Source organism: Oceanicella actignis (assembly GCF_900111545.1).
GTDB classification, from domain to species: domain Bacteria; phylum Pseudomonadota; class Alphaproteobacteria; order Rhodobacterales; family Rhodobacteraceae; genus Oceanicella; species Oceanicella actignis.
Window position 1 is genome coordinate 166,128 of record NZ_FOHL01000005.1, and the last position, 23,801, is coordinate 189,928.

Consider the following 23,801-nt stretch of genomic DNA (forward strand, 5'->3'; position numbering starts at 1 on the left):
TCCTCGCCGTTTCCGGGGCCATCTGAGGGGCCATGTCGCGGCCCGGTTCGGCGCGGATCATAGCGCGCCGCGCGCCGCGCGCCAGAGCGAAGATGGCGCCTACACCCCCAGATGGCGGTCGCGCAGCTCGGGCGTCAGCGCCGAGGGCGGGCCGCTCCAGACCGTGACGCCCTTTTCCAGGATCACGCAGGCATCGGCCAGGCGCAGCATCTCGCGCAGGGTCTTGTCCACGATCAGAATGGCCTGCCCCTCGGCCTTGAGCGCGGCAAGGGCCGACCAGATCTCGCGCCGCACGGCGGGGGCCAGGCCTTCGGTCGCCTCGTCCAGGATCAGAAGGCGCGGATTGGTGGCCAGCGCGCGGCCCACGGCCAGCATCTGCTGCTCGCCGCCCGACAGGGTGCGGGCAAGCTGGGCGCGCCGCTCGGCCAGGCGGGGAAACAGCGCGGCGATGCGCTCGATCGTCCACGGGCCGGGGCGGGCGGTGGCCAGAAGGTTCTCCTCGACCGTCAGATTGCCGAAGCAGCGCCGGCCCTCGGGGCACAGGCCAAGCCCCAGCCGCGCCGCCCGGTGCGGCGGCAGGCGCGAGATGTCGCGGCCCATGAAGGCGATCTCGCCCGAGCGGTGGGGCAGAAGGCGGCAGATGGCGCGGATGGTCGTCGTCTTGCCCATGCCGTTGCGGCCCATGAGCGCCACGACCTGCCCCGCGCGCACCTCGAGGTCCACGCCGAACAGGGCCTGGGCGGGGCCGTAGAAGGCGGTCACGTCGCGCAAGCGCAAAAGGGCGTCAGACATCGGCGGCCTCGGGTCGGTCGTCCTGTCCCAGATAGGTCGCGCGCACCGCCGCGTCGGCGCGGATCGCGGCGGGCGGGCCGTGAGCGATGACGCGGCCCATCGCAAGAACGGTGATGCGGTCGGCCAGGCGGAACACCGCGTCCATGTCATGCTCGACCAGCAGGATCGGAACCTCGCGCCGCAGGGCGTCGAGCAGCTCGGTCATCTGCGCCGCCCCTTCGGGGCCCATGCCGGCCAGCGGCTCGTCCAGCAGCAGCGCGCGCGGCGCGCCGGCCAGCGCGCAGGCCAGCTCGAGGCGGCGGCGCTCGCCATGCGAAAGCTCGGCCGCGGGAACGTCGGCCCGCGCCGCCAGCCCCACGCGCGCAAGCGCGGCGTCGGCGGCCTCGGTCAGCACGCGCTCGCGCGTCAGCGGCCGCGCAAAGCCCCACGCCCCGCCCGCGCGCGCCAGCGCCCCGATCATGGCGTTGCGCCGCGCCGAAAGCGGCAGCGCCAGCGTCGAGACCTGGAACGTCCGCCCCAGCCCCAGCCGCGCGCGCCGCGCCGGCGACAGGCGCGTGACGTCGCGCCCGGCCAGCAGCACGCGCCCCGCATCGGGCCGGATCCAGCCGGCGATCTGGCCGATCAGCGTCGACTTGCCGGCGCCGTTCGGCCCGATCAGCGCGTGGATCTCGCCCGCCCGCAGGTCGAGCGAGACCCTGTCCGAGGCCACCAGCCCCCCGAAGGCCTTGCACAGCCCCTCGACCCGCAGCGCCGTCTCAGCCATGGCGCGCCCTTCCGGCCAGAAGGCCCAGCAGCCCGCCGCGGGCGAACAGCGTCACGCCCAGAAGCAGCGCGCCGAAGACCAGCACCCAGCGCTCGGTCGCCGCGCCCAGGAAATGCTCGAGCAGCACGAAGGCCGCCGCCCCCGCCACCGGGCCGCCCAGCCGCCCGACGCCGCCCAGGATGACGAAGGCCATCAGCTCGCCCGACATCTTCCACGACAGCGCCGAGGGGCCGACGAACCCGTTCAGATCCGCATTGAGCGCCCCCGCCACCGCCGCGACGGCGCCCGACAGCGCGAAGGCGGCCAGCCGGACGGGAAAGGGATCGACCCCCGCGCTCGCCAGGCGCGCCTCGCTCAGCCGCGCCATGGTCAGCGCCGCGCCGAAGCGCGCGCGCATGATGCGCGCCGTTCCCGCCAGCGTCGCCGCCAGCCAGGCGAAGCAGATGACGAAGAAGGTGAGGGGGTCGTAGACGTCCAGCCCCTCGATGCCGTTGCGCAGGTAGATGGGCAGCCCGTCCTCGCCGCCATAGGCCGGCCAGGAGATGGCGAAGTAGTAGAACATCTGCGCGAAGGCGAGGGTGATCATGATGAACTGCACCCCCGAGGTGCGCAGCGACAGCGCCCCGATCAGCAGCGCCGCCAGCCCGCCCGTCGCCGCCGCCGCGGCCCAGACGACGATCATGCGGTCCGTGCCGGACACCACGATGGGCCAGGTCGTCAGCGGGATCTGGTTCGCCGCATGCCATGCGGCCACGCCCGCCGCATAGCCGCCCAGTCCGAAGAAGGCCGCATGGCCGAAGCTGACCATGCCGCCGAAGCCCAGCGCCAGGTTCAGCCCCGCCGCCGCCATGGCCAGGATCGCCACGCGCGCGGCCATGTTGACGTAGAAGGGCTCGCCCATCGCATGCGCGCCTGCTGCCGCCGCCGCAAGCGCGGCCAGCAGCGCCAGCGTCGCCCTGGTGTCGCGCGCGTCCTCAGCCATCGGCCGGAAACAGTCCCTTGGGCCGCAGAACCAGCACCGCGGCCATGAGCATGTAGATCAGCATCGAGGCGACCGCCGCGCCCGCGCCCGCCGCCGTCGCGGGGTCCCAGACGCGCTCGAACAGCGCCGGCAGCAGCGCGCGGCCCATCGTGTCGGTCACGCCCACCAGCATCGCTCCGGCGAAGGCGCCCTTCACCGAGCCCACGCCCCCGATCACGATCACCACGAAGGCCAGGATCAGCACCGGCTCGCCCATGTCGGCCTGCACCGAGCGCAGCGCGCCCACCATGGCCCCCGCGAACCCCGCCAGGCCCGCGCCCAGGGCGAAGACGGCGGTGTAGAGCAGCGCCACGTTCACCCCCAGCGCGGCCACCATCTCGCGGTCGGATTCGCCGGCGCGGATGCGCATGCCCAGCCGCGTGCGCGCGATCAGCGCGTGCAGCCCGGCCGCCGCCGCAAGCCCCGCGGCGATGATCGCCAGCCGGTAGGCCGGGTAGGCCCCGCCGCCCGGCAGCGGCACGGCGCCCGACAGCGCCGCCGGCGGGTCCAGCCACAGCGGCTGCGGGCCGAAGATCCACCGCGCCGCATCCGAGAAGATCAGCGCCAGCGCGAAGGTTGCCAGAACCTGGTCGAGATGATCGCGCCCGTAAAGCCGGCGCACGACCAGGAGCTCGACCGCCGCGCCCGCCGCCGCCGCCGCCAGCGCGCCGCCCGCGAGGCCCAGCCAGAACGATCCCGTCTCGCGCGTCAGGAAGGCGCAGGCATAGGCGCCCGTCATGAACAGCGCGCCATGGGCCAGGTTGATGAGCCCCATGACCCCGAAGATCAGCGTCAGCCCGGCGGCCGCCAGGAACAGCATCACCCCCAGCTGCACGCCGTTCAGCGCCTGCTCGAGCGCCAGCGCCGCGCTCATGGGCGCGGCCCCGGGCCAGGGCGGCGGGCGGCGCCCGGCATCGGCGGGCGCCGGCGGGCGGTCACATGCGGCATTGCGCGGCGTAGGCGTCCTGCCGGTCGCGCATGGCGACGCCGATCAGGCGGTTGGTCGGCTTGCCGTCGCCGGGCACGACCTCGCGCACGTAGATGTCCTGGATCGGGTGGTGGTTGGGGCCGAAGCGGAACTTGCCGCGAACGCTCTCGAAGCGGGCGGCGCGCAGCGCCTCGCGGAAGGCGTCGGGCTCGTTGACCGGGTCGGCCGCGTCCAGCGCCGACAGGATCAGCCGCGCCGCGTCATAGCCCTGGCTGGCGTAGAGCGTGGGCGTGCGGCCATAGGTCTTGCGGAAGGCCTCGACGAAGGCGCGGTTGGCCGCGTTGTCCAGGTCATAGGCCCATTGCGAGGTGTTGCGCGCGCCGATCGCCGCGTCGCCGACCGCGCCCAGGATCACCTCGTCGAACGAGAAGGCCGGGCCGAAGACCGGCAGCGTCATGCCCGCGCCGGCATATTGCTTGAGAAAGGCGATGCCCATGCCGCCGGGCAGGAAGAAGAACACCGAATCGGCGTCCGAGGCGCGGATGCGCGCGATCTCGGCCGCATAGTCGGTCTGCCCGAGCTTGGTGTAGAGCTCGCCGCCCACATCCGCGCCGAAGGTGGACTTGAAGCCCGTCAGCGCATCGGTTCCGGCCGGGTAGTTGGGCGCCAGGATGAAGGGCCGCTTGAACCCCTGCGCCTTCATGTAGGCGCCCATCGCCGCGTGCAGATCGTCGTTCTGCCAGGCGACGTTGAAGTAGTTGCGATGGCAGCCGCGGCCGGCCAGCGCGCTGGGCCCCGCATTGGGCGAGATGTAGAACACCCCCTGGCGCACCGCCGAGGGCACGACCGCCATGGCCAGGTTCGACCAGATGATGCCGGTCAGGATCGCGACCTTGTCCTTCTGGATCATCTCGTCGGCCAGGCTCTTGGCCATGTCGGGCTTGCGCGCGTCGTCGCGCACGATCAGCTCGACGTCCTTGCGCCCGGCCTGTTCGAGCGCGAGCTGGAAGCCGTCGCGCACGTCCACCCCCAGATGCGCGCCGCCGCCCGAAAGCGTGGTGATCATGCCGATGCGCGTCGGATCGGCGGCGGCGCCGCCGGCGGCGACGATGGCGGCCAGCGCGGCGCCCAGAATTCGCTTCTTCATCCCTCGGTCTCCCTGTTGCGCGGATCTTCCCGCCCGTCGGCGCGGGGGGCGTCCATGGGCACAGCTGGACGCAACGCGGCGCCGATTGCAAGCCCCCGCCCGTCGCGCCCGCTCAGCCTTGCTGCATGCGGGCGATGGCCTCGGCCTTGGCCAGAAGGGCGCGGGCGGTCTCGACGTGCAGGTTCTCGACGATGCGCCCGTCCACCACCGCAAGGCCCTTGCCCTCGGCCAGCGCCTGCTCGTAGGCCTCGACCTGACGGCGCGCCAGGGCCAGATCCTCGGCCGAGGGGGCGAAGAGCTCGTTCGCCACGGCCAGCTGGGCGGGGTGGATCAGCGTCTTGCCGTCGAAGCCCATGCGCCGGCCCTGAAGGCACTCGGCGCGCAGACCCTCTTCGTCCAGATAGGCGTTGTAGACGCCGTCCACGCAGGCCAGGCCATGCGCGCGCGCCGCCAGAAGGCACATGCCCAGCGCGGTCAGCAGGGGCTCGCGGCCGGGCACGTGCTCGGCGCCCAGCTCCTTGACCAGATCGTTCGTGCCCAGCACGAAGCAGGCCAGCCGCGGCGTCGCGGCGGCGATGCGCTCGGCGGCCAGCACGCCCTGGGGGGTCTCCATCATCGCCCAGATGGCGCAGCTTTCGGGCGCGCCGGCGGCGGTCATGCGCCGCTCGACCTCGAGCAGATCCTCGGGGGCGCCGACCTTGGGCACGAGAATGGCGTCGGGGCCGGCCGCGGCGGCGGCTTCCAGATCGGCCGCGCCCCATTCGGTGTCGAGGCCGTTGATGCGCACCGCCACCTCGCGATGGCCGAAGCCGCCCTCGCGCACGGTGCGGGCGACCATCTCGCGCGCGGCGGCCTTGTCGGAGGGGCCGACCGCGTCCTCTAGGTCGAGAATGAGCGAATCGGCGGGCAGGCTGCGGGCCTTTTCCAGCGCCCGGGCCTTCGAGCCGGGCATGTAGAGAACCGAGCGGCGCGGGCGGACGATGCGGGCGGGATGGGTCATGGCGTGCGGTCGGGTCCGTTCGTGTGATGGGGCCGCGAGGCGGCGTCTTTCGGGTCGGCCGAAGCTGTATCGCGCCGCAGCATCGTGCGCAAGAAAATGTCGCGTCGCGTGCATCGCGTGCGGTTTCGTTGCGCGCGCTGGGCGGCCCGCGCCCGCGTTAACCGTATCTTGAGCCTTCCGCGCCATCCTGATCGCAGCCGCCGCCCGCGGCGCGCGGCCTCCGGCAGGGGGCGCGCGGCGGGCGCGGGGTCCGCGAGAGGAACCGGCGTTCCGCAAGGACCCCGACGCGCGGCCGGTCCGCGTGCGCGGCCGCGGGCGCCTCAGGAGGCGTCGAGCAGATGATCAGGCCCATTCTCATTCCCTTGCTTCCGGTTCTGGCCGCCGCGTCATGCGTGGCGGCGACCGCAACGGCGGACGATGCGGCGGGCGTTTCCGCGCCCGCCGCCGCGGCGCGCTTCGCCGCGCCGCCCGCGCCCGCCGCGCCGGCCGAGGCCGCGCCCTTCATCCGTTCGGGCGCGATCGCGGCGCGCGCGCCGGGCGCGTCCTGCGGGCCGCGCGCGCGGATGCTGGCGCTGGCGCGCGGCCCGCGCGGCGCGGCGCGTCGGCTGGGGCTTGGCCTTGAGGGCGGGGACGCGGTGGTCGAGCTGTTCGCCGAGGAAGGCGGCGCCTGGCGCATCCTCGTGACCGACCCCGAAGGGCGCAGCTGCCTGGCCGCGCAGGGCGCCGGGTGGATCGGGACCGCGCCGACGCCCGCGCCCGCCGGCCGCGAGGGCTGAGGGCCCGCCCCCGTCCGCGGTCGCCTGCGGCGGCAGAGGGGGCGGGCGGCGGCAAGGGCGAGAGGCGGCCCGGTCGCCCTCGCCCTCGTCCGGGGCGTCGCTGCGAGCGTTGCGGGGCCGCATCGGGGGCCGCGGCGGGGGCTTGAGCGAACGCTGCCGCGGCGCGGCCGCCGGGGTCGACCCCCGGTCTTCCAATGCTTCTCCCAATTCGTCGCCCCGTTCGTGGCCCCGTTCGTCGCGCTGGCCGTCGCCCCTGCGGCGGCGCCGTCGCCCGGCTCGATCGCGCCGGGCGCAAGCGCGCGCGCCGCTCAGGGCGCGGGGCGGCGCAGCTGATCCTTTCGGTTTGCCGCGAAGATGAATATCCTCATCCTCCCGACGGGCGCGCAAGACGCCCGAGGGGAGGGGGGCGCGCCGCGCCGCCGCGCCGAGCGGGGAGGGAATTGATGTCGGCTCAAACCATCCTGATCGCAGAGGACGAGCCGCATATCGTCGAGTCGCTGCGTTTCCTGCTTGAGCGCGAGGGCTATCGCGTCAGCGCGGCGGGCGACGGAGAGGCGGCGCTGCGCCTGGCGGCGGCCACGCGCCCCAGCCTGCTGATCCTGGACGTGATGCTGCCGCGCATGAACGGCTTCGAGGTGTTGCGCCGCCTGCGCGCCGACGCGGCGCTGCGCGGCACGCCGGTGCTGATGCTGACCGCCAAGGGGCAGAGCCATGACCGGCGCACGGCGCAGGAGATCGGCGCCGACGCCTTCATCACCAAGCCCTTCTCGAACAGCGACGTGGTGGCGCAGGTGCGCAGGCTGGCGCGGGCATGAGCGGACCGGACAAGCCCGACCCGCCCTCGGGCCCCGGCGCCGAGGACGCCCCGCGCGCCCTGCGCCGGCGCCGGATCGAGGCGCAGGCCGCCCTGCTGCCGGCGCTGGGGCTGTTCGCGCTGACGCCGCCCTTCATCCGCGTCTTCGCCGAGGGGCGCGGGCCGTTCGGCGCGCCGCTCATCCTTCTTTACATCGGCGGGGTCTGGCTGGCGCTGATCGTGGCGGCGCGGGCTCTGTCGCGGGCGCTCGAGCGGCGATGACGCTCTCGGCCGACCTCGTCCTTGGCGTGGCGCTGGGCTATGTGGCCGTGCTTTTCGCCGTCGCCTTCTGGGGCGACCGGCGCACGCGGGCGGGGCGCGGGCGGTGGCTGCAGTCGCCTCTGATCTACACCCTGTCCATTTCGGTCTACTGCACCTCGTGGACCTTCTACGGCGCGGTCGGTTCGGCGGCGCGCAACGGGCTCGAGTTCCTGACCATCTATCTGGGCCCGGCGCTGGTGTTCGTGGGCTGGCGCACGCTGCTGCGCAAGCTGGTGCGCATCGGACGCACGCAGCGCATCACCTCGATCGCGGACCTTCTGTCCTCGCGCTATGGCAAGAGCCCGGCGCTGGCCGTGCTGGTCACGGTCATCGCGGTCATGGCCGCCACCCCCTACATCGCGCTGCAGCTCAAGGCGGTGACCGCCTCGTTCCAGCTCATCGGCGGGCCGGACCGGACGGGGGGGCTGGCCACGGCCTTCTGGGCGGCGGCGGGCATGGCGGCGTTCACCATCCTGTTCGGCACGCGCAACGTCGATGCGAACGAGCGCCACCACGGCGTCGTCGCCGCCATCGCGGTCGAGGCGCTGGTCAAGCTGTTCGCGCTGCTGGCGGTGGGGGTGTGGGTGACCTGGGGGCTGATGGGCGGGGCGCAGCCCGTCTTCGCCGCGCTGACGCCCGAGATGCTGCGCGCCCCCGAGGTGTTCGACGCGCGCTGGACGGCGATCACCCTGCTTTCGGCCGCGGCGGTGATCTGCCTGCCGCGCCAGTTCCAGGTGACGGTGGTCGAGAACACCGACGAGCGCCACCTGTCCACCGCCGCGTGGCTGTTCCCCCTCTATCTGCTGCTGATCTGCCTGTTCGCGCTGCCCATCGCGGCGGCGGGGCTGGCGCATGCGCCGCCGGGCTCGGACACCGACATGTTCGTGCTGACGCTGCCCATGGCGCATGGGCAGGAGGCGCTGGCCATGCTTGCCTTCCTCGGCGGCTTCTCGTCGGCGACGTCGATGGTGATCGTGGCTTCGATCGCGCTTTCGACCATGGTCTCGAACCACGTCATCACGCCGCTGGCGCTGCGCGCCTCGGCCGACGGGCTGCAAAGCTCGGGCGACGTGCGGCGGCTGCTGCTGACCAGCCGGCGCTTCTCGATCGTGGGCATCATCGGGCTGGGCTTTCTGTATCATACGCTGACCGAGGGCGCGGGGGCGCTGTTCTCGATCGGGCTGATCGCCTTCGTGGGCGTGGCGCAGTTCCTGCCGCCGCTGATCGGGGGGCTTTACTGGCGCCAGGCGACGGGGCTGGGGGCGATCTGCGGGCTGACGGCGGGCGCGGCGGTCTGGGCCTATGCGCTGGCGCTGCCGTCCTTCGGGGGCTCGGCGCTGATGCCGGCCGAGGTGATCGCCGACGGCCCGTTCGGGATCGCGCTGCTGCGCCCGCAGGCGCTGTTCGGGCTGTCGGGCATGGACCCCATCGTGCACGCGACCTTCTGGAGCCTGTCGCTGAACGCCGGCCTTCTGGTCGCGGTGTCGCTGGCGCGCGACCCCAAGCCGCTCGAATGGCTGCAATCGGCGCTGTTCGTGGACGTGTTCCGCGCCGGCGGCGGCGATGCGGCCGAGCGCTTCGTGCGCCGCTCGGCCGCGTCCGAGGATCTGTTCGTGCTGGCCAGCCGCATCCTCGGCGCCGATCCCGCGCGGCGCCTGTTCGACGAGGCCGCGCGCCAGCAGGGCCGCGCCTCGGGGCTGCCCGAGGCGGACGACGCCTTCATCGCCCGGCTCGAGCGCGAGCTGGCCGGCTCGGTCGGCGCGGCCTCGGCGCATGCCATGGTCAGCCAGGCGACGGGGGCCGAGACCATCTCGCTCAGCGAGCTGATGAAGATCGCCGACGAGACCGCCCAGATCATGGAGTATTCCGCCGCGCTCGAGCGCAAGAGCGCCGAGCTCGAGCGCGCCGCCGCGCAGCTGCGCGAGGCCAACGAGCAGCTGCGCCGTCTGGACGCGCAGAAGGACGACTTCCTGAGCCAGGTCAGCCACGAGCTGCGCACCCCCATGACGGCGGTGCGGTCGTTCGCCGAGATCCTGCTCGATTCGCCCGACCTGGACGCCGCGCAGGTCCGGCGCTTCATCGGCATCATTCACGAGGAGAGCCTGCGGCTGACGCGCCTGCTGGACCAGATCCTGGAGCTGAGCGTGCTCGAACGCGGCGAGATGCGCCTGCGCCTGGGCCCCACCGACGTCATGGCCGCCGCGCGGCGGGCCGCGGAGACGGCGCTGGGGGTGGCGCGCGGGGCGCGCGCGCGCATCGAGTTCGCGCCCCTTCCCGAGGGCCTGCCCGAGCCGCTGATCGTGCGCGCCGAGCCCGACCGCCTGGCGCAGGTGTTCCTCAACCTGTTCTCGAACGCGATGAAGTATTCCGACCGCGACGAGCCGCGCATCGTCGTTTCCGCCCGTCGCGAGGGCGGGCAGGCGGTGATCAGCGTGCGCGACGACGGGCCGGGGGTGGCCCCCGAGGATCGCGCGCGCATCTTCCGCAAGTTCTCGCGCGGCTGGGACCGGACCGATTCGGGCGGCGCGGGTCTGGGGCTTGCGATCAGCCGCGAGATCATGCGCATGTTCGGCGGCGATCTGTCGCTGGCGCCGGGCGCGGGGCGCGGGGCCTGCTTCGAGGTGCGCCTGCCGCTTGAAGCCGCGGGCGCGGATCGGGCGGACGGCCCCCCGCAGGACGGCCCCCCGCAGGACGGCGCGTCGCAGGACGGCGCGCCGGCGGGGGGCTGAAGGCGCTCAGGCTTCGAAGGCGTCCTTCCTGTGGCAGGGGTTGAACTCGGTCCTGCCTTCGGCGTTCACGCGCATGCGCCAATCCTGCGCGCAGAAGCCGCGGATCTCGTCCTGCGAGAAGGCGCTCAGCGGCTTGCCCTCGTAAAGGCGCGGATCGGGCGCCATGGCCGACGCCTCCGCCGCCGCGACGGATGCCGCGGCCGGCTGGGCGGCCGGCGCCGCCGGGGCGGGCGCCGCGCCGACATTCTGCGCGACCGTCGTCGCCGGCATGGCCGCGGGGCAGCGCTTCATGGTCATGGCGCGCTCGATGGCCTCATATTCGCCCTTGAGATGCGCCAGCTCGGTCTTCTCGTCGCCGGCGGCCAGCATGAACAGGGCGGGCCAGAACAGCACCAGCCCCACGCCCACGGCCACCGCGTCGCGCGTGGCGGCGTCGTCCTGCGCGTCGGACAGCTCGGCGACCTTGCGCGAGATGTTCAGCCGCTCGGCCGCCAGGGTCGGGCAATCGAAGCCGGCGTAAAGCTGGGGCGAGCGGTAGGCGGCGGCGACGTCCTCGGCCTTCTTGGCGCAGGCGGACAGGACAAGCGCGGCGCACAGGCCGGCCGAAACGGCGGCGCGGCGGCGGGAAGCGGCGGGAAGGATCAAATCCGGGTCTCCTTATCGGCGCCAAGGGCGCGTTCATGAACCCGGAATGGATACGTTAGGGGAACATTCCCGGCAACCGCTTTCCGTCGTTCAGGCCGCCGCGCGTCCGGCCAGCGAGTTGGGCATCGCCTCGACGATCTCGACCGGCACGATGCGGCCGACCTGCTCGGCGCCGATGTCCAGATGCACCGCCTGAAGCCAGGGCGAGCGGCCGACCATCTGACCGGGCAGCCGGCCGGGCTTTTCGATCAGCACCGGCACGGTGCGCCCGACCATGGCGCGCTGGAACTCGGCCTGGTGGCGGGCCAGCAGCGCCTGAAGCCGGTGCAGGCGGTCGGCGGCGACTTCGTCGGGGACCAGCTCGCGCCCCGCGGCGGGGGTGCCGGGGCGGGGCGAGTAGCGGAACGAATAGGCCGAGGCGTAGCGCACCGCCTCGCACAGGGCGAGGGTGTCGGCGAAATCCTCTTCGCTCTCGCCGGGGAAGCCGACGATGAAGTCGCCCGACATGGCGATGTCGGGCCGCGCGGCGCGGATGCGCTCGATCAGGCGCAGATACTGCTCGGCCGTGTGGCGGCGGTTCATGGCCTTGAGCACGCGGTCCGATCCCGACTGCACCGGCAGGTGCAGATAGGGCATGAGCTTGTCCACCTCGCCATGGGCCGCGATGAGGTCATCGGTCATGTCGTTGGGGTGCGAGGTGGTGTAGCGGATGCGCGCCAGCCCGTCGATGCGCGCCAGCTCGCGGATGAGCCGCGCCAGCGTCCATTCGCCGTCGGGCCCCTGGCCGTGATAGGCGTTGACGTTCTGCCCCAGCAGGGTGATCTCGACCACGCCGCGCTCGACCAGCTCGCGCGCCTCGCGCAGGATGCGCTCGGCGGGGCGCGAAACCTCGGCCCCGCGGGTGTAGGGCACCACGCAGAAGGCGCAGAACTTGTCGCAGCCCTCCTGCACCGTCAGGAAGGCGGCGGGCGCGCGCCGGGCGCGCGGGGCGGGCGGCAGGTGGTCGAACTTGTCCTCGGCGGGGAATTCGGTGTCCACGCCGCCCTCGCGCACCAGGCGCGGCAGGCGGTGATAGGCCTGCGGCCCCACGGCGAAGTCGACCAGCGGCTGGCGGCGCATGATCTCTTCGCCCTCGGCCTGGGCGACGCAGCCGGCGACGCCGATCTTCAGATCCGGGCGCGCCTGCTTGAGCGGGCGCAGGCGGCCCAGCTCGGAATAGACCTTTTCGGCGGCCTTCTCGCGGATGTGGCAGGTGTTCAGCAGGATCAGGTCCGCATCCTCGGGCCGGTCGGTCGGCTCGTATCCCTCGGCGGCCAGGGCGCCCGTCATGCGCTCGGAGTCGTAGACGTTCATCTGGCAGCCGTAGGTCTTGACGAAAACCTTGCGCGTGCGGGCCATGCGTTCCTCGCCTTGTTCAACGGCCTTGCGGCGCAGGAGCCCAAGGCGCCCGCGCCGCGTCTGGTGCTGCGTGCATACATCCGGCGGGCGCGGCGCGCAACGCGCCGCGGGTCACTCGGCCGCGGCTTCGGCCTTGGCCGCCTTGGTCGCCGCCTTGGTTCCAGCCTTGCCCCGGCCCTTGGCGGCGCCGGCGGGCTTGCGCCCGAGGCCGATCTTGCGCGCCAGCTCCTGCCGCTTGCGCGCATAGGCGGGCGCGACCATGGGATAGTCGGCCGAAAGGCCCCATTTGGCCCGGTATTCGTCGGGGGTCATGTTGTAGGCCGTCTTGAGGTGGCGCTTGAGCATTTTCAGCTTCTTGCCGTCCTCGAGGCACACGATGTAGTCGTCATGCACCGATTTCTTGATCGGCACGGCGGGGACCAGCTCTTCGGTCTTCTTGGGCGCGTCTTGGGCCAGTTCCGACAGCTTGTCGAACACCGACTGGATGACGGCCGTCAGGTCGTTCGGCGAGACGGGGTTGTTCGAGACATGCGACGCCACGATTTCCGCAGTCAGGGACAGAAGTTCAGACTTGTCTACAGCGCGATCTTCAGACATTCGGCCTCTCTTGCCGCGATGCGCGCGGCGTCGGACAATTCGTTGCATGGGCGGATCGACGGGGGAAGGCGTCGATCTCTACTTCTGATTATTTGAAAAGCGCGAACTCGTCAATTCGCAGAGGGTGAAAAGGTCACGTCTTCGCGACCGTTTTCGCCCTGGCGCAACTTGCGCGTCATCAGAACCGCGTCGATGCGCGCGCCGTCGGGGCGCGAATAGTAGCGCGGGCGAAGTCCGGCGCGCGCATAGCCGGCCGACCGATAAAGCCCCAGCGCGGGCGCGTTGTCGGCGGCGACTTCAAGATGCGCCGTCCGCGCGCCCATCGCCGCCGCGCGCGCCTCGAACGCGGCCAGCAGCCCGCGCCCGGCCCCGCGCCCGCGCGCCCCGGGGGCGACGGCCAGCATCAGCAGCTCGGCCTCGTCCGCCGCGACGCGGCCAAGGGCGAAGCCGTCCTGCGCCGCGTCGAGAAGCAGAAACCCGCCCGGCGCCGCGGCCAGATCGGCGATGGCGCGCGCGCTCCAGGGCTCGTGCGGAAAGGCGGCGGCGTGGATGGCCGCGGCGCGTTCGGCGGCGTGCGCGGCGCTCTGTTCGGCGGGCGGGGCGGGAGGCATGGTCAATCCAGCATCGGGGGCGGCGCCTCGGCGGGCGGCGCCGCGTCGGCCGGGCGCAGATAGATCGGGGCGGGCCGCTCGCGCGGGTCGGCGCCGGCGGCGAGGCGCGCGATGGCGACGGGATGGGGGGCGTCGCCCGCCGGGCCGGGGCCGGCGACGAAGGCCGCGCCCAGCGCGCGGGCCGCCTGCGCGCCGCCCTCGCGCGCGCCGGCCACGGCCGCGAGCTGCAGCGCGCGCCATCGCTCGGCGGCCTCGGCCGGCGTCAGGGCGGCGGCCGGGGCCAGCGGCGCGCCGTCCGCGGCGAAGGGCTGCGCCAGGATCTGCCCGCGCCGACCCGCCGCCACGGCCAGCGCCGCGCGCCCCGGCGTCAGCGCCGCATGCAGCGCCGCCAGCCGCGAGACCCCGATCGCCGGGCGCCCGAGCGCCAGCGCCAGCCCGCGCGCCAGCGCCACCGCGATGCGCACGCCGGTGAAGTTGCCCGGCCCGATTCCCACCCCGATGCGCGCAACGTCGTCCAGCGCCGCGCCGGCCTCGGCGCGCAGCTCTTCGATCAGCAGCGGCAGGCGTTCGGCCTGGCCGCGCTCCATGGCCTCGGCGCGGGCGGCCAGGACGGCCTCGCCTCGAACGAGCGCGGCCGCGCAATGCGCGGCCGAGCTGTCGAAGGCCAGGATGAGCGGCGCGTCAGACATTCACGCCGACGGGGCGCACCTCGGTCACCTCGGGAATGTAGTGACGCAGCAGGTTCTCGATGCCCATCTTGAGCGTCATGGTCGAGGAGGGGCAGCCCGCGCAGGCGCCCTGCATGTGCAGATAGACCACCCCGCGGTCGAAGCCGTGGAAGGTGATGTCGCCCCCGTCCTGCGCCACGGCGGGGCGCACGCGGGTGTCGAGCAGCTCCTTGATCTGCTCGACGATGCGCGCGTCGGGGCCGTCATGGGCGGCGTGGTCGACCGCGCCGCCGGCGCCCTCGATGGCGGGCTCGCCGGACTGGTAGTGCTCCATGATCGCGCCGAGGATGCCGGGCTTGAGATGCGCCCACTCCTGATCCTCGGCCTTGGTCACGGTGATGAAGTCCGAGCCGAGGAAGACGGCGGTCACGCCCTCGACCGCGAAGATGCGCCGCGCCAGGGGCGACGCGGCGGCCGCTTCGGCCGAGGGGAAGTCGGCCGCGCCCGTCTGCATCACCGGCTGGCCGGGCAGGAACTTGAGCGTGGCGGGGTTGGGCGTGGATTCGGTCTGGATGAACATTGGCGCCTCCGTTTCGCAACTGATTTGGACCCGTTGCGCGGCGAATTCAAGCGCCGCGGCGCGCGGGGTCAGCAGACCATGTCCAGCTGCTCTTCGCTCATCGAGCCCGGAACCACGGTGATGGGCACCGGCATGCGCCCGGCCATGCGCCCGGCCAGCTGGCTGACGAGCGGGCCGGGACCGTCGCCCTCGGCGCCCGCGCCCAGCACCAGCACGCCGATCTGCGGGTCCTCGCGGATCTGGGCCAGGATCTGCTCGACGGCCTCGCCCTCGCGGATCACGAATTCGGGCATGACGCCCGCCGTTTCGCGCAGCGTCTCGGCCAGCTCGTGAAAGCGGGCCTCGGCGGCCTCGCGAGCCTCCTGGCGCATGACTTCGGCGACGCCGATCCAGTGCTGGAACTCTTCCGGGCGGATGACGAACAGCATCTGCACGCCGCCGCCGGTCTTGGCCGCGCGGCGCGCCGCGAATCGGATCGCGTTGAGGCATTCGGGCGTTTCGTCCACCACCACGAGGAATTTGCGCACTGCGTCATGCTCCGTGCCGTTGCGCGGGCGCCAAGGATGACCGATCCGCGCCGCCCGCGCAACGCCGCGCGCCGGGCTTGCGCGGCGCCGGGGCTCAGCCGCGGGTGCGCAGCAGGCCGACCAGCTCCTTGGTGCGGGCCAGGATCGGCGCGGCGATCTCTTCGGCGCGGGCGGCGCCGTCGGCCAGGATGCGGTCGAGCTCGGCCGGATCGGCGGCCAGCTCGCGCATGCGCGCGTTGATCGGCGCCAGCCGCGCGACCGCCAGCTCGGCCAGGCGCGGCTTGAAGTCGCCGAAATTGCGCCCGCCGAACTCGGCCAGCACCTGCTCGGGCGTCTGGTCGGCCAGCGCGGCGTATATGCCCACCAGGTTGCGCGCCTCGGGGCGCTCGGCCAGGCCCTCGACCGAGTCGGGCAGGGGCTCGGGGTCGGTCTTGGCCTTGCGGATCTTGCGCGCGATGGCGTCGGCGTCGTCCGAGAGGTTGATGCGGCTCATGTCCGAGGGGTCGGACTTGGACATCTTCTTCGCGCCGTCGCGCAGGCTCATCACGCGGGTGGCGACGCCCTCGATCAGCGGCTCGGGTTCGGGGAAGAAGCCGGGGCAGCCATAGTCGTTGTTGAACTTGACCGCGATGTCGCGCGTCAGCTCGAGATGCTGCTTCTGGTCCTCGCCGACGGGAACATGGGTGGCGTGGTAGGCCAGGATGTCGGCCGCCATCAGCACGGGATAGTCGTAGAGCCCCACCGAGGCGGCCTCGCGGTTCTTGCCGGCCTTGTCCTTGAACTGCGTCATGCGGTTGAGCCAGCCCACCCGCGCCACGCAGTTGAAGATCCAGGCCAGCTCGGCATGGGCCGAGACCTGGCTCTGGTTGAACAGGATCGACTTCGCCGGGTCCAGGCCGCAGGCGATGAAGGCGGCGGCCAGCTCGCGCGTGGCGCGGCGCAGATCGGCCGGGTCGGGGTTGGTGGTCAGCGCGTGCAGGTCGACCATGCAGTAGATCGTCTCCCAGCCGCGCTCCTGCAGTTCGACGAAGCGCTTGACCGCGCCCAGATAGTTGCCGAGGTGCAGGTTGCCCGTCGGCTGGACGCCCGAGAAGACCCGCGTCGGGCGGGGGGCTGGGGCGGTGTCGGTCCGGGCTTCGGTCATGTCCGTTTTCCTCTTGTGCCTGGCGCGTCCGCTCGGCCTTATGAGGCGGCGCGCCCCCCCGGTCAAGCCGTGCGGGCGCGGCGGTTGCGCCGGCCATCGGCGCGCAGACGAAGAGCGCCATGTTCCAGCTGCCCACCTTGCCGCCCCTTCGCCCCGGCCAGCGTCCGGTCCTGTATCTGTTCGCCGCGGTCATGGCCGCGCTCGAGCTGGCGTTCCAGCTGTCGGATGCGGGCGTGCTGGAGCCGGGTCTGCGCATCGCGGCCTTTCGCCGCTTCGCCTTCTTCGACCCGTGGTTCGACGCCTGGCTGGCGGGCCGGCCGGCACCGCCGCAGACGGTCTGGACGCTGCTGACCTACGCCTTCCTGCACGGGGGCGCGACGCATTTCCTGATGAACTGCGCGGCGATGCTGGGGCTTGGGCTGGTGACGATTCGCATTTTCGGCGCGCCGATGTTCCCGGCGCTGTTCGCGGTCACGGCCGCGGGCGGGGCGCTGTGCTTCGGGCTGCTGAGCGCGACGGACGTTCCCATGGTCGGCGCCTCGGGGGTGGTGTTCGGCCTGATCGGCGCGGTGAAATATGTCGAGTATATCTACGTCTTCGGCCATGGCGGCGGGTCTCGGGGGGCGTTCGTGCGCTCGATCGGCGGGCTTGTCGCGATCAACCTGGTGCTGATGGTGCTGGCGGGCGGGATGCTGGCCTGGGAGGCCCATCTGGGCGGCTTCCTGGCCGGTTGGGCCGCCGCCTGGGCCGCGGCGGCCGTGCGCCGCCTTCGCGGGGCCTGAGGGGGCGGGCAAGGGCCGCTGCAGCGCGTCGCAGGCAGGCCCGCCGGGCTGCGCGCGCGGCCGCCGGAGCGCGGCGGGGCTTGGGCGGGGTTTCGGGCGGCGACGGAACGGCGACGGAACGGCGACGAGGCGGCGCTTGGGGGTGGCGCTTGGGCCGACAAGGGCGCCGGCACCCGGCGCCGCCATCCCCGGCCGGCCCGCGCATGCGGCTTCGGCCGGCATTCCGCCGCCGCCGGGCCGGCTGCCGGCGGCGATCGGAGCGCGTCGTCCGGGCGCCGGCTTCGCGCCGCGGGTCGGGCCGCCGCCGCTCGGGAAGGCGGCGCTCTGGCTGGGCGCCTCAGCCCCGCCGCAAGGCGGCGCGCAGCTCGGCCGGGCGCATGGCGCCCAGCGCCCACGCGGCCGCGCCGTAAAGCGCCGCCGACGCGGCCACCAGAACCGCCAGCGCCGCATAGCGCCAGCCGGGCGCCTCGAGCCACGGGGCGGCCGCCGTCGCCATGCCCGCCGCGCCCAGCCCCATCAGCGCGCTGGCCGCGGCAAGGCGCGGGGCGCGTCGGCGCAGCCGCGCGTCGGGCTCGGCCGCGCCGCCGAAGGCGCGCGCGCCTCGCCACAGCAGCAGAAGGTTCAGCCACCCCGCGGCGGTCGTCGCCAGAGCCGCCGAAAGGTAGCCGATCGCCGGCGCCAGCCCGATGGCGATCGCCGCATTCGCCGCCATGCCCCACAGCGCGAAGCGGAAGGGCGAGCGCGTGTCCTCGCGCGCGAAATAGATGGGCTGGACGACCTTCTGCAGCGTGAAGGCCGGCAGGCCCGCGCCGTAGATCGCGGCCGCCAGCGCGGTGGCGGCGACGTCTTCGGGGGCGAAGGCGCCGCGGCCGAACAGCACGCCGACCATCGGGCCGGGCATGGCGATCAGCGCCGCCGCCGCCGGAAGGGTCAGCGCCAGGGCGAATTCGGCCGCGCGGTTGGCGCTTTCGCGCCCGCCCGCCGCGTCGCCCGCGCGCAGCCGGCGCGCAAGGTCGGGCAACAGGACCACGCCGATCGCCACGCCCACCACCCCGAGCGGCAGCTGGTAGAGCCGGTCGGCGTAGTAGAGCCAGGCCACCGCGCCGTCGAAATACGAGGCCACCTGCCGCCCGACCACCAGGTTGATCTGCACCACGCCTCCGGCCAGCGCCGCGGGCAGGGCGACGATCGCCAGGCGCCGCAGCTCGGGCGCCAGGCGCGGCCGGCGCAGGACAAGCGCCATGCCCGCGCGCCGCGCGGCCGCGCGCACCAGCGCCAGCTGCGCCAGCCCCGCCGCCAGGCAGGCCCACGCCAGCACGGTTCCCGCATGCAGCCGCGCGGGCGCGTCCGCGTCGGGCGGGCCGACGGCGGGCAGGGCGCTCAGCGCCCCGGCCGATTCGAGCGCCAGCGCAGCGATCAGCACCACGTTCAGCAGCACCGGCGCCGCCGCCGCCGCCGCAAAGCGCCCGAGCGAGTTCAACACCCCCGAGAACAGCGCCGCGAGCGAGATGAAGAGGATGTAGGGAAAGGCGATGCGCCCCAGCGCCGTCGTCAGCTCGAGCCGCGCGTCGTCGGCGAAGCCCGAGGCCAGCGCCAGCACCAGCCACGGCATGGCCAGCTGCGCCGCCAGCGTGAAGCCGATCAGGATCGCGGTCAGCGCCGACAGCGCGTCTTCGGCGAAGGCGCGGGCGGCCTCGGGGCCCTCGCCCTCGAGCCGCTTTGCGAACATCGGCACGAAGGCCATGTTGAACGCGCCCTCGGCGAAGAAGCGGCGGAAGAGGTTGGGCAGCGAGAACGCCACCACGAAAGCCTGCGCCGCCGGCCCCGAGCCCAGCGCCGCGGCGATCATCACGTCGCGCGCAAAGCCCAGCACGCGGCTGGCCATGGTCCAGAGCCCGACGGTGGCGAAGGCGCGGCCCAGGCGCGGCACGCGGATCATCGCCGCCCGCCCCGCCTTGCGCCCCCATCCTTGCCGCCGCCCGCGCCCGGGCCGCCATCGGCGCCGCCGTCTTCGGGCGGCGCGGCGCGCGGCGCGCGGCGTCGGCCCTTGGCGCCTCTGGGCGCGGTCTCGGCCGCAGGGGCGTCGGCGCTCGCGGTCGGCGCGCGCGGGGGCGGGGCGGCCGCGCCCGTCTCGCCGCTTGCGCCCTCAGCGGCCGCGCCGCGGCGGGGGGCGCGGCGCGCGCGGGTCCGGGGGGCGGCGTCTTCTTCCGGCGTCGGGGGCGGAGCGGCTGGCGCGCGCGTTTCGGTCCCGGCTTCGGCGACGGGCGAAGCGGCGCGGGCCGACGCCCGGCGCGCGGTCTTGCGCGCGCCCTTCGCCGCCGGGGCCGCGCCCGACGTCGCGCCCGTGGCCGCGCCCGTCGCCTCGTCCTTGGCCGCGCCCCTGGCGGCCTTGCGGCGCGCGGGGCGGCGGGCGGGCTTCGCCGGCGCCGCGCCGGCCCCGGCCCCTTCGCCCGGCGCGGCCGAGGCGCCGGCGGGCCGCTCGTCCTGCGAGGCGGCGGCGTCGATGGCGGCGCGCAGGCGCTCTTCGATGGCGCGCATCTTGGCGGGGTTGCGGATCTTCAGCCCGAACAGATCCTTGACGTAGAACACGTCCACCGCCTGCGCGCCGTAGGTGGCGATGATGGCCGACACGATCGAGACGTTGCTGGCCGTCAGAGCCCGCGTCAGATCGTGCAGCAGGCCGATGCGGTCCTGGGTGTCGACCTCGATGACGGTGTAGAGATCCGAGCTTTCGTTGTCGAAGACCACGCGGGTGGGCACGCGGAACTCGGACACGCGCTTCTTGAGCTTGCGCTTGGGCTTGAGCGCCTCGCGCGCGACCACCTCGCCGGCCAGCGTGCGGTCGATCGCGCGCCGCAGCCGGTCGAGCCGCGCGGCGTCGTAGGGCCGCCCGCCGGGGTCCTGGATCCAGAACACCGAGCACGCATAGCCGTCGGCGGTGGTGAAGGTGCGCGCGTCGACCACGTTCGCCCCCGCCAGCGCGATGGCGCCGGCCATGCGGCTGAAGATGCCGGGATGGTCGGCCATGTAGAAGCAGGCGCGCGTGGCGTCGCGGCTGGGATCGGCGGTGATGTCCGAGGCCACCGCGTCGTCGCGCGCGATGCGCGCGAGGCGCGCGAACACCGCCTGGATCTCGGGACGCAGGCCCAGCCAGTAGGCGGCGTAGTGGCGGTTGATCTCGGCCTCGATCTCTTCGGCGGTCCAGTCGGTCAGCAGCTCGCGCAGGGCGGCCTTGGCCTCGTCCACGCGCTCGGCCTTGGTCTGGCGGTCATGGCCGCCGGTCAGCGCCTCGCGCGTGTCGCGGTAGAGCTGGCGCAGAAGCTGGGCCTTCCAGTTGTTCCACACGCCCGGACCCACGGCCATGATGTCGCATGCGGTCAGCACCAGCAGCAGCTTGAGCCGCTCGGGGCTGCGCACCACGTCGGCGAAGGCGCGCACGGTGGCGGGGTCCGAGATGTCGCGCTTCTGCGCCACGTCGGACATCAGCAGGTGGTGACGCACCAGCCACTCGACGGTGGCGCTGTCGGCCTCGTTCAGGCCAAGGCGCGGGCACAGGCGCGCGGCGATCTCGGCGCCGACCTCGGAATGGTCGCGCGGCTGGCCCTTGCCGATGTCGTGCAGCAGAAGCGCGACGTAAAGGACGGTGCGGTTCACCCCCTCGGCCAGGATGCGCGAGGCGATGGGCAGGGCGTCCTTGCGCTCGCCGCGCTCGATCTGGCTGAGGATCGAGATGGCCAGGATCGTGTGCTCGTCGACCGTGTAGTGATGATACATGTTGAACTGCATCATCGCCACGATGCGCGCGAATTCGGGGATGAAGGCGCCGAGCAGGCCGGTTTCGTTCATGCGCCGCAGCGCGCGCTCGGGATTGCCGTGCCCCAGCAGCAGGTTCAGGAACATCTGGTTCGCGACCGGATCGGCGCGCATGGCGTCGTCGACCAGATGCACGCTGGCGGCCATCTTGCGCAGGGCCGCCGGGTGGATGAGCGCGCCCGTGCGCATGCCCTCGTCCAGGAGCCGCAGCATGTTGAGCGGGTCCTTCTCGAAGGCGTCGGGGTCGGCCAGGTCCAGGCGTCCGTCGCGCAGGCGGAAGGGGCCCTCGCCGCGGCGCAGGCCGAAATGGAAGGCGCGCACCAGCGCCCCGAGGCCGGGGCGGCGCTTGACGTGCCGGGCCTCGAGCGCGGCGAGGAAGATGCGCGTCAGCTCGCCCACATTGCGCGCATGGCGGAAATAGGCCTGCATGAAGCGCTCGACCCCGCGCTGGCCCTCGGCGTCGTCGAAGCCCATGCGGCGCGCGACCTCGACCTGCTGGTCGAAGGTCAGCTGATCGTTCGCGCGCCCGGCGGCGTAGTGCAGGTGAAAGCGCACCGTCCACAGGAAGTCGGCCGCCTCGGAGAAGACGCGGCGCTCGTCCTCGTCGAACACGCCCTTTTCGACCAGCGCCTGGGGCGTGGCGGCGTGATAGAGGTATTTGGCGATCCAGTAGAGCGTCTGCAGATCGCGCAGCCCGCCCTTCGATTCCTTCACGTTCGGCTCGAGCAGATAGCGCGAGCCGCCGTGCCGCTCGTGCCGGCGCGCCCGCTCCTCGAGCTTGGCCTCGACGAATTGCGGGCCCGTGCGCTCGAACAGCTCGGACCACAGGCGCTGGTCGAGCTCGGCGTGCAGCTCCATGTCGCCGCAGATGAAGCGCTTTTCCAGAAGGGCGGTGCGGATGGTCACGTCCTCGGCCGCAAGGCGCAGGCAGTCGTCGATCGAGCGCACCGCGTGCCCGACCTTCAGCCGCAGGTCCCACAGGATGTAGAGCGTGCTTTCGACCACGTTCTCGACCCAGGCGGTCTTCTTCCACGGGGTCAGGAACAGAAGGTCCACGTCCGAATGGGGCGCCATCTCGAAGCGGCCATAGCCGCCGACGGCGGCGACGGTCAGCCGTTCGCCGGTGGTGGGGTTGTGCAGGGGGTGCAGCCAGCGCAGGCTGACCTCGACCGCCAGGCGCACGATCTCGTCCGTCAGCCGCGCCACGGCGCGCGAGGCGGGGGCGCCGGCCATGGGGCGCGCCTCGAAGGCGGCGCGGATCGCCTCGTGCCCGCGCTCGAGCTTCTCGCGCAGGATCGCGGTGGCCTCGGCGCGCAGCACGTCGGCGCGGCCCTCGGCGGCCTCGGCGGCGGCGGCCAGCCGCGCCAGCGCGTCGTCGCGGTCGATGATCCGCTCGACGGGCAAGAGCAGCTCGCCGCCCGATTCGGCCGGGCGTTCGGCGGGTTCGGCGCCGGGGGCGGCGACGGGGCTGCGCCCCTCCTCGTCCAGATGCGGCTCAGACGCCGGGAGCGCCAGGCGCGGCGGCGGGGGCGGGGTCGATGACCGTGAACCCATCTTCGTCAACCTCCAGCACCGCCAGCGCGCGTTCGTTCAGGCCGTCCGGGGTCAGGCGGAAGGCCCCCATGGCCCCGATGAAGCCGCGCGGGTCGGTCAGCGCCTCGGCCGCGAAGGGCGCGTCCAGCCCCTCGGCGCGCGCGCGGCGCAGCATCGTCGCGGCGGCGACGACCGCGTCGTGCCCCAGGGGCGCAAGCGCGGTCGGCGGCCGACCATAGGCGGCGGCGAAGCGCTCTGCAAACGCTTCGAGCGGCGCCGGATCGGGGGCGGCGAACCAGCCGCCGCGCAGCGCCGGCTCGCGCAGCGAGGCGGGGTCCTGCCAGCCGCTCAGGCCCAGATACTTCACCTCGAGCGGCGAGACGCCGTGATAGTTGAGGAACGCCGCCGCGGCGCTCAGCCCCTGGCCCTGGTCGGGCAGCGCCACGGCGTTCGCGCCCGCGGCCAGCAGCTGCGCGGCGAAGGGCTCGGCCGCCTCCTGGATGCCCTCGAAGCTGCGCTCATACGCCGCCGCCGCCACCACCGAGGCGCCGTGCCGCGCCGCCGCCGCGCGCAGCGCCGCGCGGGCGGTCTGGCCATAGGCGGTGTCGGGGTGGAACAGGGCCAGCGCCGGCAGGCCCTGCGCGGCGGCGTAGCCGACGATGCGCTCTGCCTCGGTGCGCGGCAGGCTGCCCAGCAGCCACAGATTGCCCCCCGCCACCTCGGCCGTGGTCGAGAAGGCGACGACGTTGAGCCCGCGATCGGCCACGGCCTGGGCCGCGGCGCGCGCGTTCTGGGCGAAGAGCGGGCCGAGGATCAGCGCCGCGCCCTCGTCGGCGGCCTTGCGCGCGGCCTCGGCGGCGCCGTCGGGCCGGCCGCCCGTGTCGAGCACGCTCAGCCGCAGCCCCCGCTCGCCCGATTCGCGCGCCGCCAGCTGCGCGGCGTCCGCCAGGCCCTGCGCCTCGAGCCGCCCGCGCGGGTCGGCGCCCGTCAGCGGAACCAGCAGCGCCACCTGCACGGGGCCGCGCGGATCGACCGCCGCCGGCGCGGCCGCGCCCGGCTGCGCGGGTCCCTGCGCGATGGGCCCCGAGGCCGGCGGGCGCGGCTGTCCGCAGGCGGCCAGAAAGGCCGCGGCTCCGAGCGCCAGCGCGCGGCGGCGAATGCACTTGAGTCGAGCGTTGCGCATGTTACCCCTCTTGTTCGACCGGCGGCGATGCGCCATGACCCCGCCCGGGG

At 73.7% G+C, this 23,801-nt stretch carries 21 protein-coding genes and 1 pseudogene; 5 read left to right on the top strand and 17 right to left on the bottom strand.

All coding sequences use genetic code 11. The features are described from left to right. Positions 1 to 99: 99 nt before the first annotated feature. The 6 genes from BMW67_RS09780 to BMW67_RS09805 all read right to left on the bottom strand — a co-directional run bounded on the left by BMW67_RS09780 (position 100) and on the right by BMW67_RS09805 (position 5,651). Positions 100 to 792: an ABC transporter ATP-binding protein gene (locus tag BMW67_RS09780; protein ID WP_072747346.1), complete on the bottom strand. Its 693-nt coding sequence runs from the start codon at positions 790 to 792 to the stop codon at positions 100 to 102. After that, a complete protein-coding gene (locus BMW67_RS09785) occupies positions 785 to 1,555 on the bottom strand; it encodes an ABC transporter ATP-binding protein (RefSeq protein WP_072747347.1) in 771 nt (256 codons plus the stop codon). Before BMW67_RS09785 ends, BMW67_RS09780 begins: the two co-directional genes overlap by 8 nt. After that, positions 1,548 to 2,537, bottom strand: a complete 990-nt coding sequence (locus tag BMW67_RS09790) for a branched-chain amino acid ABC transporter permease (protein WP_072747348.1) — start codon at positions 2,535 to 2,537, stop codon at positions 1,548 to 1,550. The genes BMW67_RS09785 and BMW67_RS09790 overlap by 8 nt, the downstream gene beginning before the upstream one ends. After that, positions 2,530 to 3,450 carry a branched-chain amino acid ABC transporter permease gene (locus tag BMW67_RS09795; RefSeq protein ID WP_072747349.1) on the bottom strand — a complete coding sequence of 307 codons (921 nt, stop codon included), beginning with the start codon at positions 3,448 to 3,450 and terminating at the stop codon, positions 2,530 to 2,532. The genes BMW67_RS09790 and BMW67_RS09795 overlap by 8 nt, the downstream gene beginning before the upstream one ends. Before the next feature lie 61 nt (positions 3,451 to 3,511). Then, positions 3,512 to 4,651, bottom strand: coding sequence for an ABC transporter substrate-binding protein (locus tag BMW67_RS09800; protein ID WP_072747350.1), 1,140 nt, complete (start codon positions 4,649 to 4,651; stop codon positions 3,512 to 3,514). Between the two features lie 112 nt (positions 4,652 to 4,763). Beyond that, positions 4,764 to 5,651 carry an HpcH/HpaI aldolase/citrate lyase family protein gene (locus BMW67_RS09805; protein WP_072747351.1) on the bottom strand — a complete coding sequence of 296 codons (888 nt, stop codon included), beginning with the start codon at positions 5,649 to 5,651 and terminating at the stop codon, positions 4,764 to 4,766. Positions 5,652 to 5,989: 338 nt separating this feature from the next. Between BMW67_RS09805 and BMW67_RS15720 the strand changes: the two genes are divergently transcribed. The 4 genes from BMW67_RS15720 to BMW67_RS09825 all read left to right on the top strand — a co-directional run bounded on the left by BMW67_RS15720 (position 5,990) and on the right by BMW67_RS09825 (position 10,270). Beyond that, positions 5,990 to 6,427 (top strand): hypothetical protein, encoded by a 438-nt coding sequence (locus tag BMW67_RS15720; protein ID WP_072747352.1) that lies wholly within the window; start codon positions 5,990 to 5,992, stop codon positions 6,425 to 6,427. Positions 6,428 to 6,870: 443 nt separating this feature from the next. After that, positions 6,871 to 7,242, top strand: coding sequence for a response regulator transcription factor (locus tag BMW67_RS09815; RefSeq protein WP_072747353.1), 372 nt, complete (start codon positions 6,871 to 6,873; stop codon positions 7,240 to 7,242). Beyond that, complete coding sequence (locus tag BMW67_RS09820; protein ID WP_072747354.1) at positions 7,239 to 7,502, top strand: hypothetical protein; 264 nt, start codon at positions 7,239 to 7,241, stop codon at positions 7,500 to 7,502. Before BMW67_RS09815 ends, BMW67_RS09820 begins: the two co-directional genes overlap by 4 nt. Next, positions 7,499 to 10,270, top strand: a complete 2,772-nt coding sequence (locus BMW67_RS09825; protein WP_072747355.1) for a sensor histidine kinase — start codon at positions 7,499 to 7,501, stop codon at positions 10,268 to 10,270. Before BMW67_RS09820 ends, BMW67_RS09825 begins: the two co-directional genes overlap by 4 nt. Before the next feature lie 6 nt (positions 10,271 to 10,276). Here BMW67_RS09825 and BMW67_RS09830 read toward each other — a convergent pair whose 3' ends face one another. From BMW67_RS09830 to trpS, 8 genes are all read right to left on the bottom strand, one after another. Beyond that, positions 10,277 to 10,915 (bottom strand): hypothetical protein, encoded by a 639-nt coding sequence (locus BMW67_RS09830; RefSeq protein WP_072747356.1) that lies wholly within the window; start codon positions 10,913 to 10,915, stop codon positions 10,277 to 10,279. 90 nt (positions 10,916 to 11,005) lie between these two features. Continuing rightward, the gene (gene miaB / locus BMW67_RS09835; protein WP_072747357.1) at positions 11,006 to 12,313 is read right to left on the bottom strand and encodes a tRNA (N6-isopentenyl adenosine(37)-C2)-methylthiotransferase MiaB; all 1,308 of its coding nucleotides are present in this window, start codon (positions 12,311 to 12,313) and stop codon (positions 11,006 to 11,008) included. 111 nt (positions 12,314 to 12,424) lie between these two features. Continuing rightward, positions 12,425 to 12,910 carry a Ros/MucR family transcriptional regulator gene (locus BMW67_RS09840; RefSeq protein ID WP_072747358.1) on the bottom strand — a complete coding sequence of 162 codons (486 nt, stop codon included), beginning with the start codon at positions 12,908 to 12,910 and terminating at the stop codon, positions 12,425 to 12,427. Positions 12,911 to 13,020: 110 nt separating this feature from the next. Beyond that, positions 13,021 to 13,521 carry a GNAT family N-acetyltransferase gene (locus BMW67_RS09845; RefSeq protein ID WP_072747359.1) on the bottom strand — a complete coding sequence of 167 codons (501 nt, stop codon included), beginning with the start codon at positions 13,519 to 13,521 and terminating at the stop codon, positions 13,021 to 13,023. A 2-nt stretch (positions 13,522 to 13,523) separates the two neighbouring features. Beyond that, positions 13,524 to 14,210 carry a tRNA (adenosine(37)-N6)-threonylcarbamoyltransferase complex dimerization subunit type 1 TsaB gene (gene tsaB, locus BMW67_RS09850; RefSeq protein ID WP_072747360.1) on the bottom strand — a complete coding sequence of 229 codons (687 nt, stop codon included), beginning with the start codon at positions 14,208 to 14,210 and terminating at the stop codon, positions 13,524 to 13,526. After that, a complete protein-coding gene (locus tag BMW67_RS09855; protein WP_072747361.1) occupies positions 14,203 to 14,769 on the bottom strand; it encodes a NifU family protein in 567 nt (188 codons plus the stop codon). The genes tsaB and BMW67_RS09855 overlap by 8 nt, the downstream gene beginning before the upstream one ends. A 68-nt stretch (positions 14,770 to 14,837) precedes the next feature. Beyond that, positions 14,838 to 15,296, bottom strand: coding sequence for a universal stress protein (locus BMW67_RS09860; protein WP_072747362.1), 459 nt, complete (start codon positions 15,294 to 15,296; stop codon positions 14,838 to 14,840). A 94-nt stretch (positions 15,297 to 15,390) separates the two neighbouring features. Further along, positions 15,391 to 16,440, bottom strand: coding sequence for a tryptophan--tRNA ligase (gene trpS / locus BMW67_RS09865; RefSeq protein WP_072747363.1), 1,050 nt, complete (start codon positions 16,438 to 16,440; stop codon positions 15,391 to 15,393). 119 nt (positions 16,441 to 16,559) lie between these two features. Here trpS and BMW67_RS09870 point away from each other — a divergent pair, with 119 nt between their 5' ends. Continuing rightward, complete coding sequence (locus BMW67_RS09870) at positions 16,560 to 17,222, top strand: rhomboid family intramembrane serine protease (protein ID WP_072747364.1); 663 nt, start codon at positions 16,560 to 16,562, stop codon at positions 17,220 to 17,222. 337 nt (positions 17,223 to 17,559) lie between these two features. On the opposite strand, the gene murJ is transcribed toward BMW67_RS09870, so the two are convergent. The 3 genes and pseudogenes from murJ to BMW67_RS09885 form a co-directional block, all read right to left on the bottom strand. Further along, on the bottom strand, positions 17,560 to 19,161 hold the full coding sequence (murJ, locus tag BMW67_RS09875; protein WP_177174499.1) for a murein biosynthesis integral membrane protein MurJ: 1,602 nt from the start codon (positions 19,159 to 19,161) through the stop codon (positions 17,560 to 17,562). 536 nt (positions 19,162 to 19,697) lie between these two features. Then, positions 19,698 to 22,589: pseudogene (locus BMW67_RS09880) on the bottom strand ([protein-PII] uridylyltransferase); the annotation flags it as partial. Further along, complete coding sequence (locus tag BMW67_RS09885) at positions 22,531 to 23,751, bottom strand: penicillin-binding protein activator (protein WP_072747366.1); 1,221 nt, start codon at positions 23,749 to 23,751, stop codon at positions 22,531 to 22,533. The gene BMW67_RS09885 and the pseudogene BMW67_RS09880, both read right to left, overlap by 59 nt. Positions 23,752 to 23,801 lie beyond the last annotated feature (50 nt).

Coding starts and splice junctions, on each gene's coding strand:
- BMW67_RS09870 (WP_072747364.1), top strand. CDS start 16,560: ATGTTCCAGCTGCCCACCTTGCCGCCCCTTCGCCCCGGCCAGCGTCCG.
- tsaB (WP_072747360.1), bottom strand. CDS start 14,210: ATGTCTGACGCGCCGCTCATCCTGGCCTTCGACAGCTCGGCCGCGCAT.
- BMW67_RS09780 (WP_072747346.1), bottom strand. CDS start 792: ATGTCTGACGCCCTTTTGCGCTTGCGCGACGTGACCGCCTTCTACGGC.
- BMW67_RS09800 (WP_072747350.1), bottom strand. CDS start 4,651: ATGAAGAAGCGAATTCTGGGCGCCGCGCTGGCCGCCATCGTCGCCGCC.
- BMW67_RS09855 (WP_072747361.1), bottom strand. CDS start 14,769: ATGTTCATCCAGACCGAATCCACGCCCAACCCCGCCACGCTCAAGTTC.
- BMW67_RS09785 (WP_072747347.1), bottom strand. CDS start 1,555: ATGGCTGAGACGGCGCTGCGGGTCGAGGGGCTGTGCAAGGCCTTCGGG.
- BMW67_RS09845 (WP_072747359.1), bottom strand. CDS start 13,521: ATGCCTCCCGCCCCGCCCGCCGAACAGAGCGCCGCGCACGCCGCCGAA.
- BMW67_RS09805 (WP_072747351.1), bottom strand. CDS start 5,651: ATGACCCATCCCGCCCGCATCGTCCGCCCGCGCCGCTCGGTTCTCTAC.
- trpS (WP_072747363.1), bottom strand. CDS start 16,440: ATGACCGAAGCCCGGACCGACACCGCCCCAGCCCCCCGCCCGACGCGG.
- BMW67_RS09820 (WP_072747354.1), top strand. CDS start 7,239: ATGAGCGGACCGGACAAGCCCGACCCGCCCTCGGGCCCCGGCGCCGAG.
- BMW67_RS09790 (WP_072747348.1), bottom strand. CDS start 2,537: ATGGCTGAGGACGCGCGCGACACCAGGGCGACGCTGGCGCTGCTGGCC.
- BMW67_RS09825 (WP_072747355.1), top strand. CDS start 7,499: ATGACGCTCTCGGCCGACCTCGTCCTTGGCGTGGCGCTGGGCTATGTG.
- BMW67_RS09795 (WP_072747349.1), bottom strand. CDS start 3,450: ATGAGCGCGGCGCTGGCGCTCGAGCAGGCGCTGAACGGCGTGCAGCTG.
- BMW67_RS09815 (WP_072747353.1), top strand. CDS start 6,871: ATGTCGGCTCAAACCATCCTGATCGCAGAGGACGAGCCGCATATCGTC.
- murJ (WP_177174499.1), bottom strand. CDS start 19,161: ATGATCCGCGTGCCGCGCCTGGGCCGCGCCTTCGCCACCGTCGGGCTC.
- miaB (WP_072747357.1), bottom strand. CDS start 12,313: ATGGCCCGCACGCGCAAGGTTTTCGTCAAGACCTACGGCTGCCAGATG.
- BMW67_RS09840 (WP_072747358.1), bottom strand. CDS start 12,910: ATGTCTGAAGATCGCGCTGTAGACAAGTCTGAACTTCTGTCCCTGACT.
- BMW67_RS15720 (WP_072747352.1), top strand. CDS start 5,990: ATGATCAGGCCCATTCTCATTCCCTTGCTTCCGGTTCTGGCCGCCGCG.
- BMW67_RS09885 (WP_072747366.1), bottom strand. CDS start 23,751: ATGCGCAACGCTCGACTCAAGTGCATTCGCCGCCGCGCGCTGGCGCTC.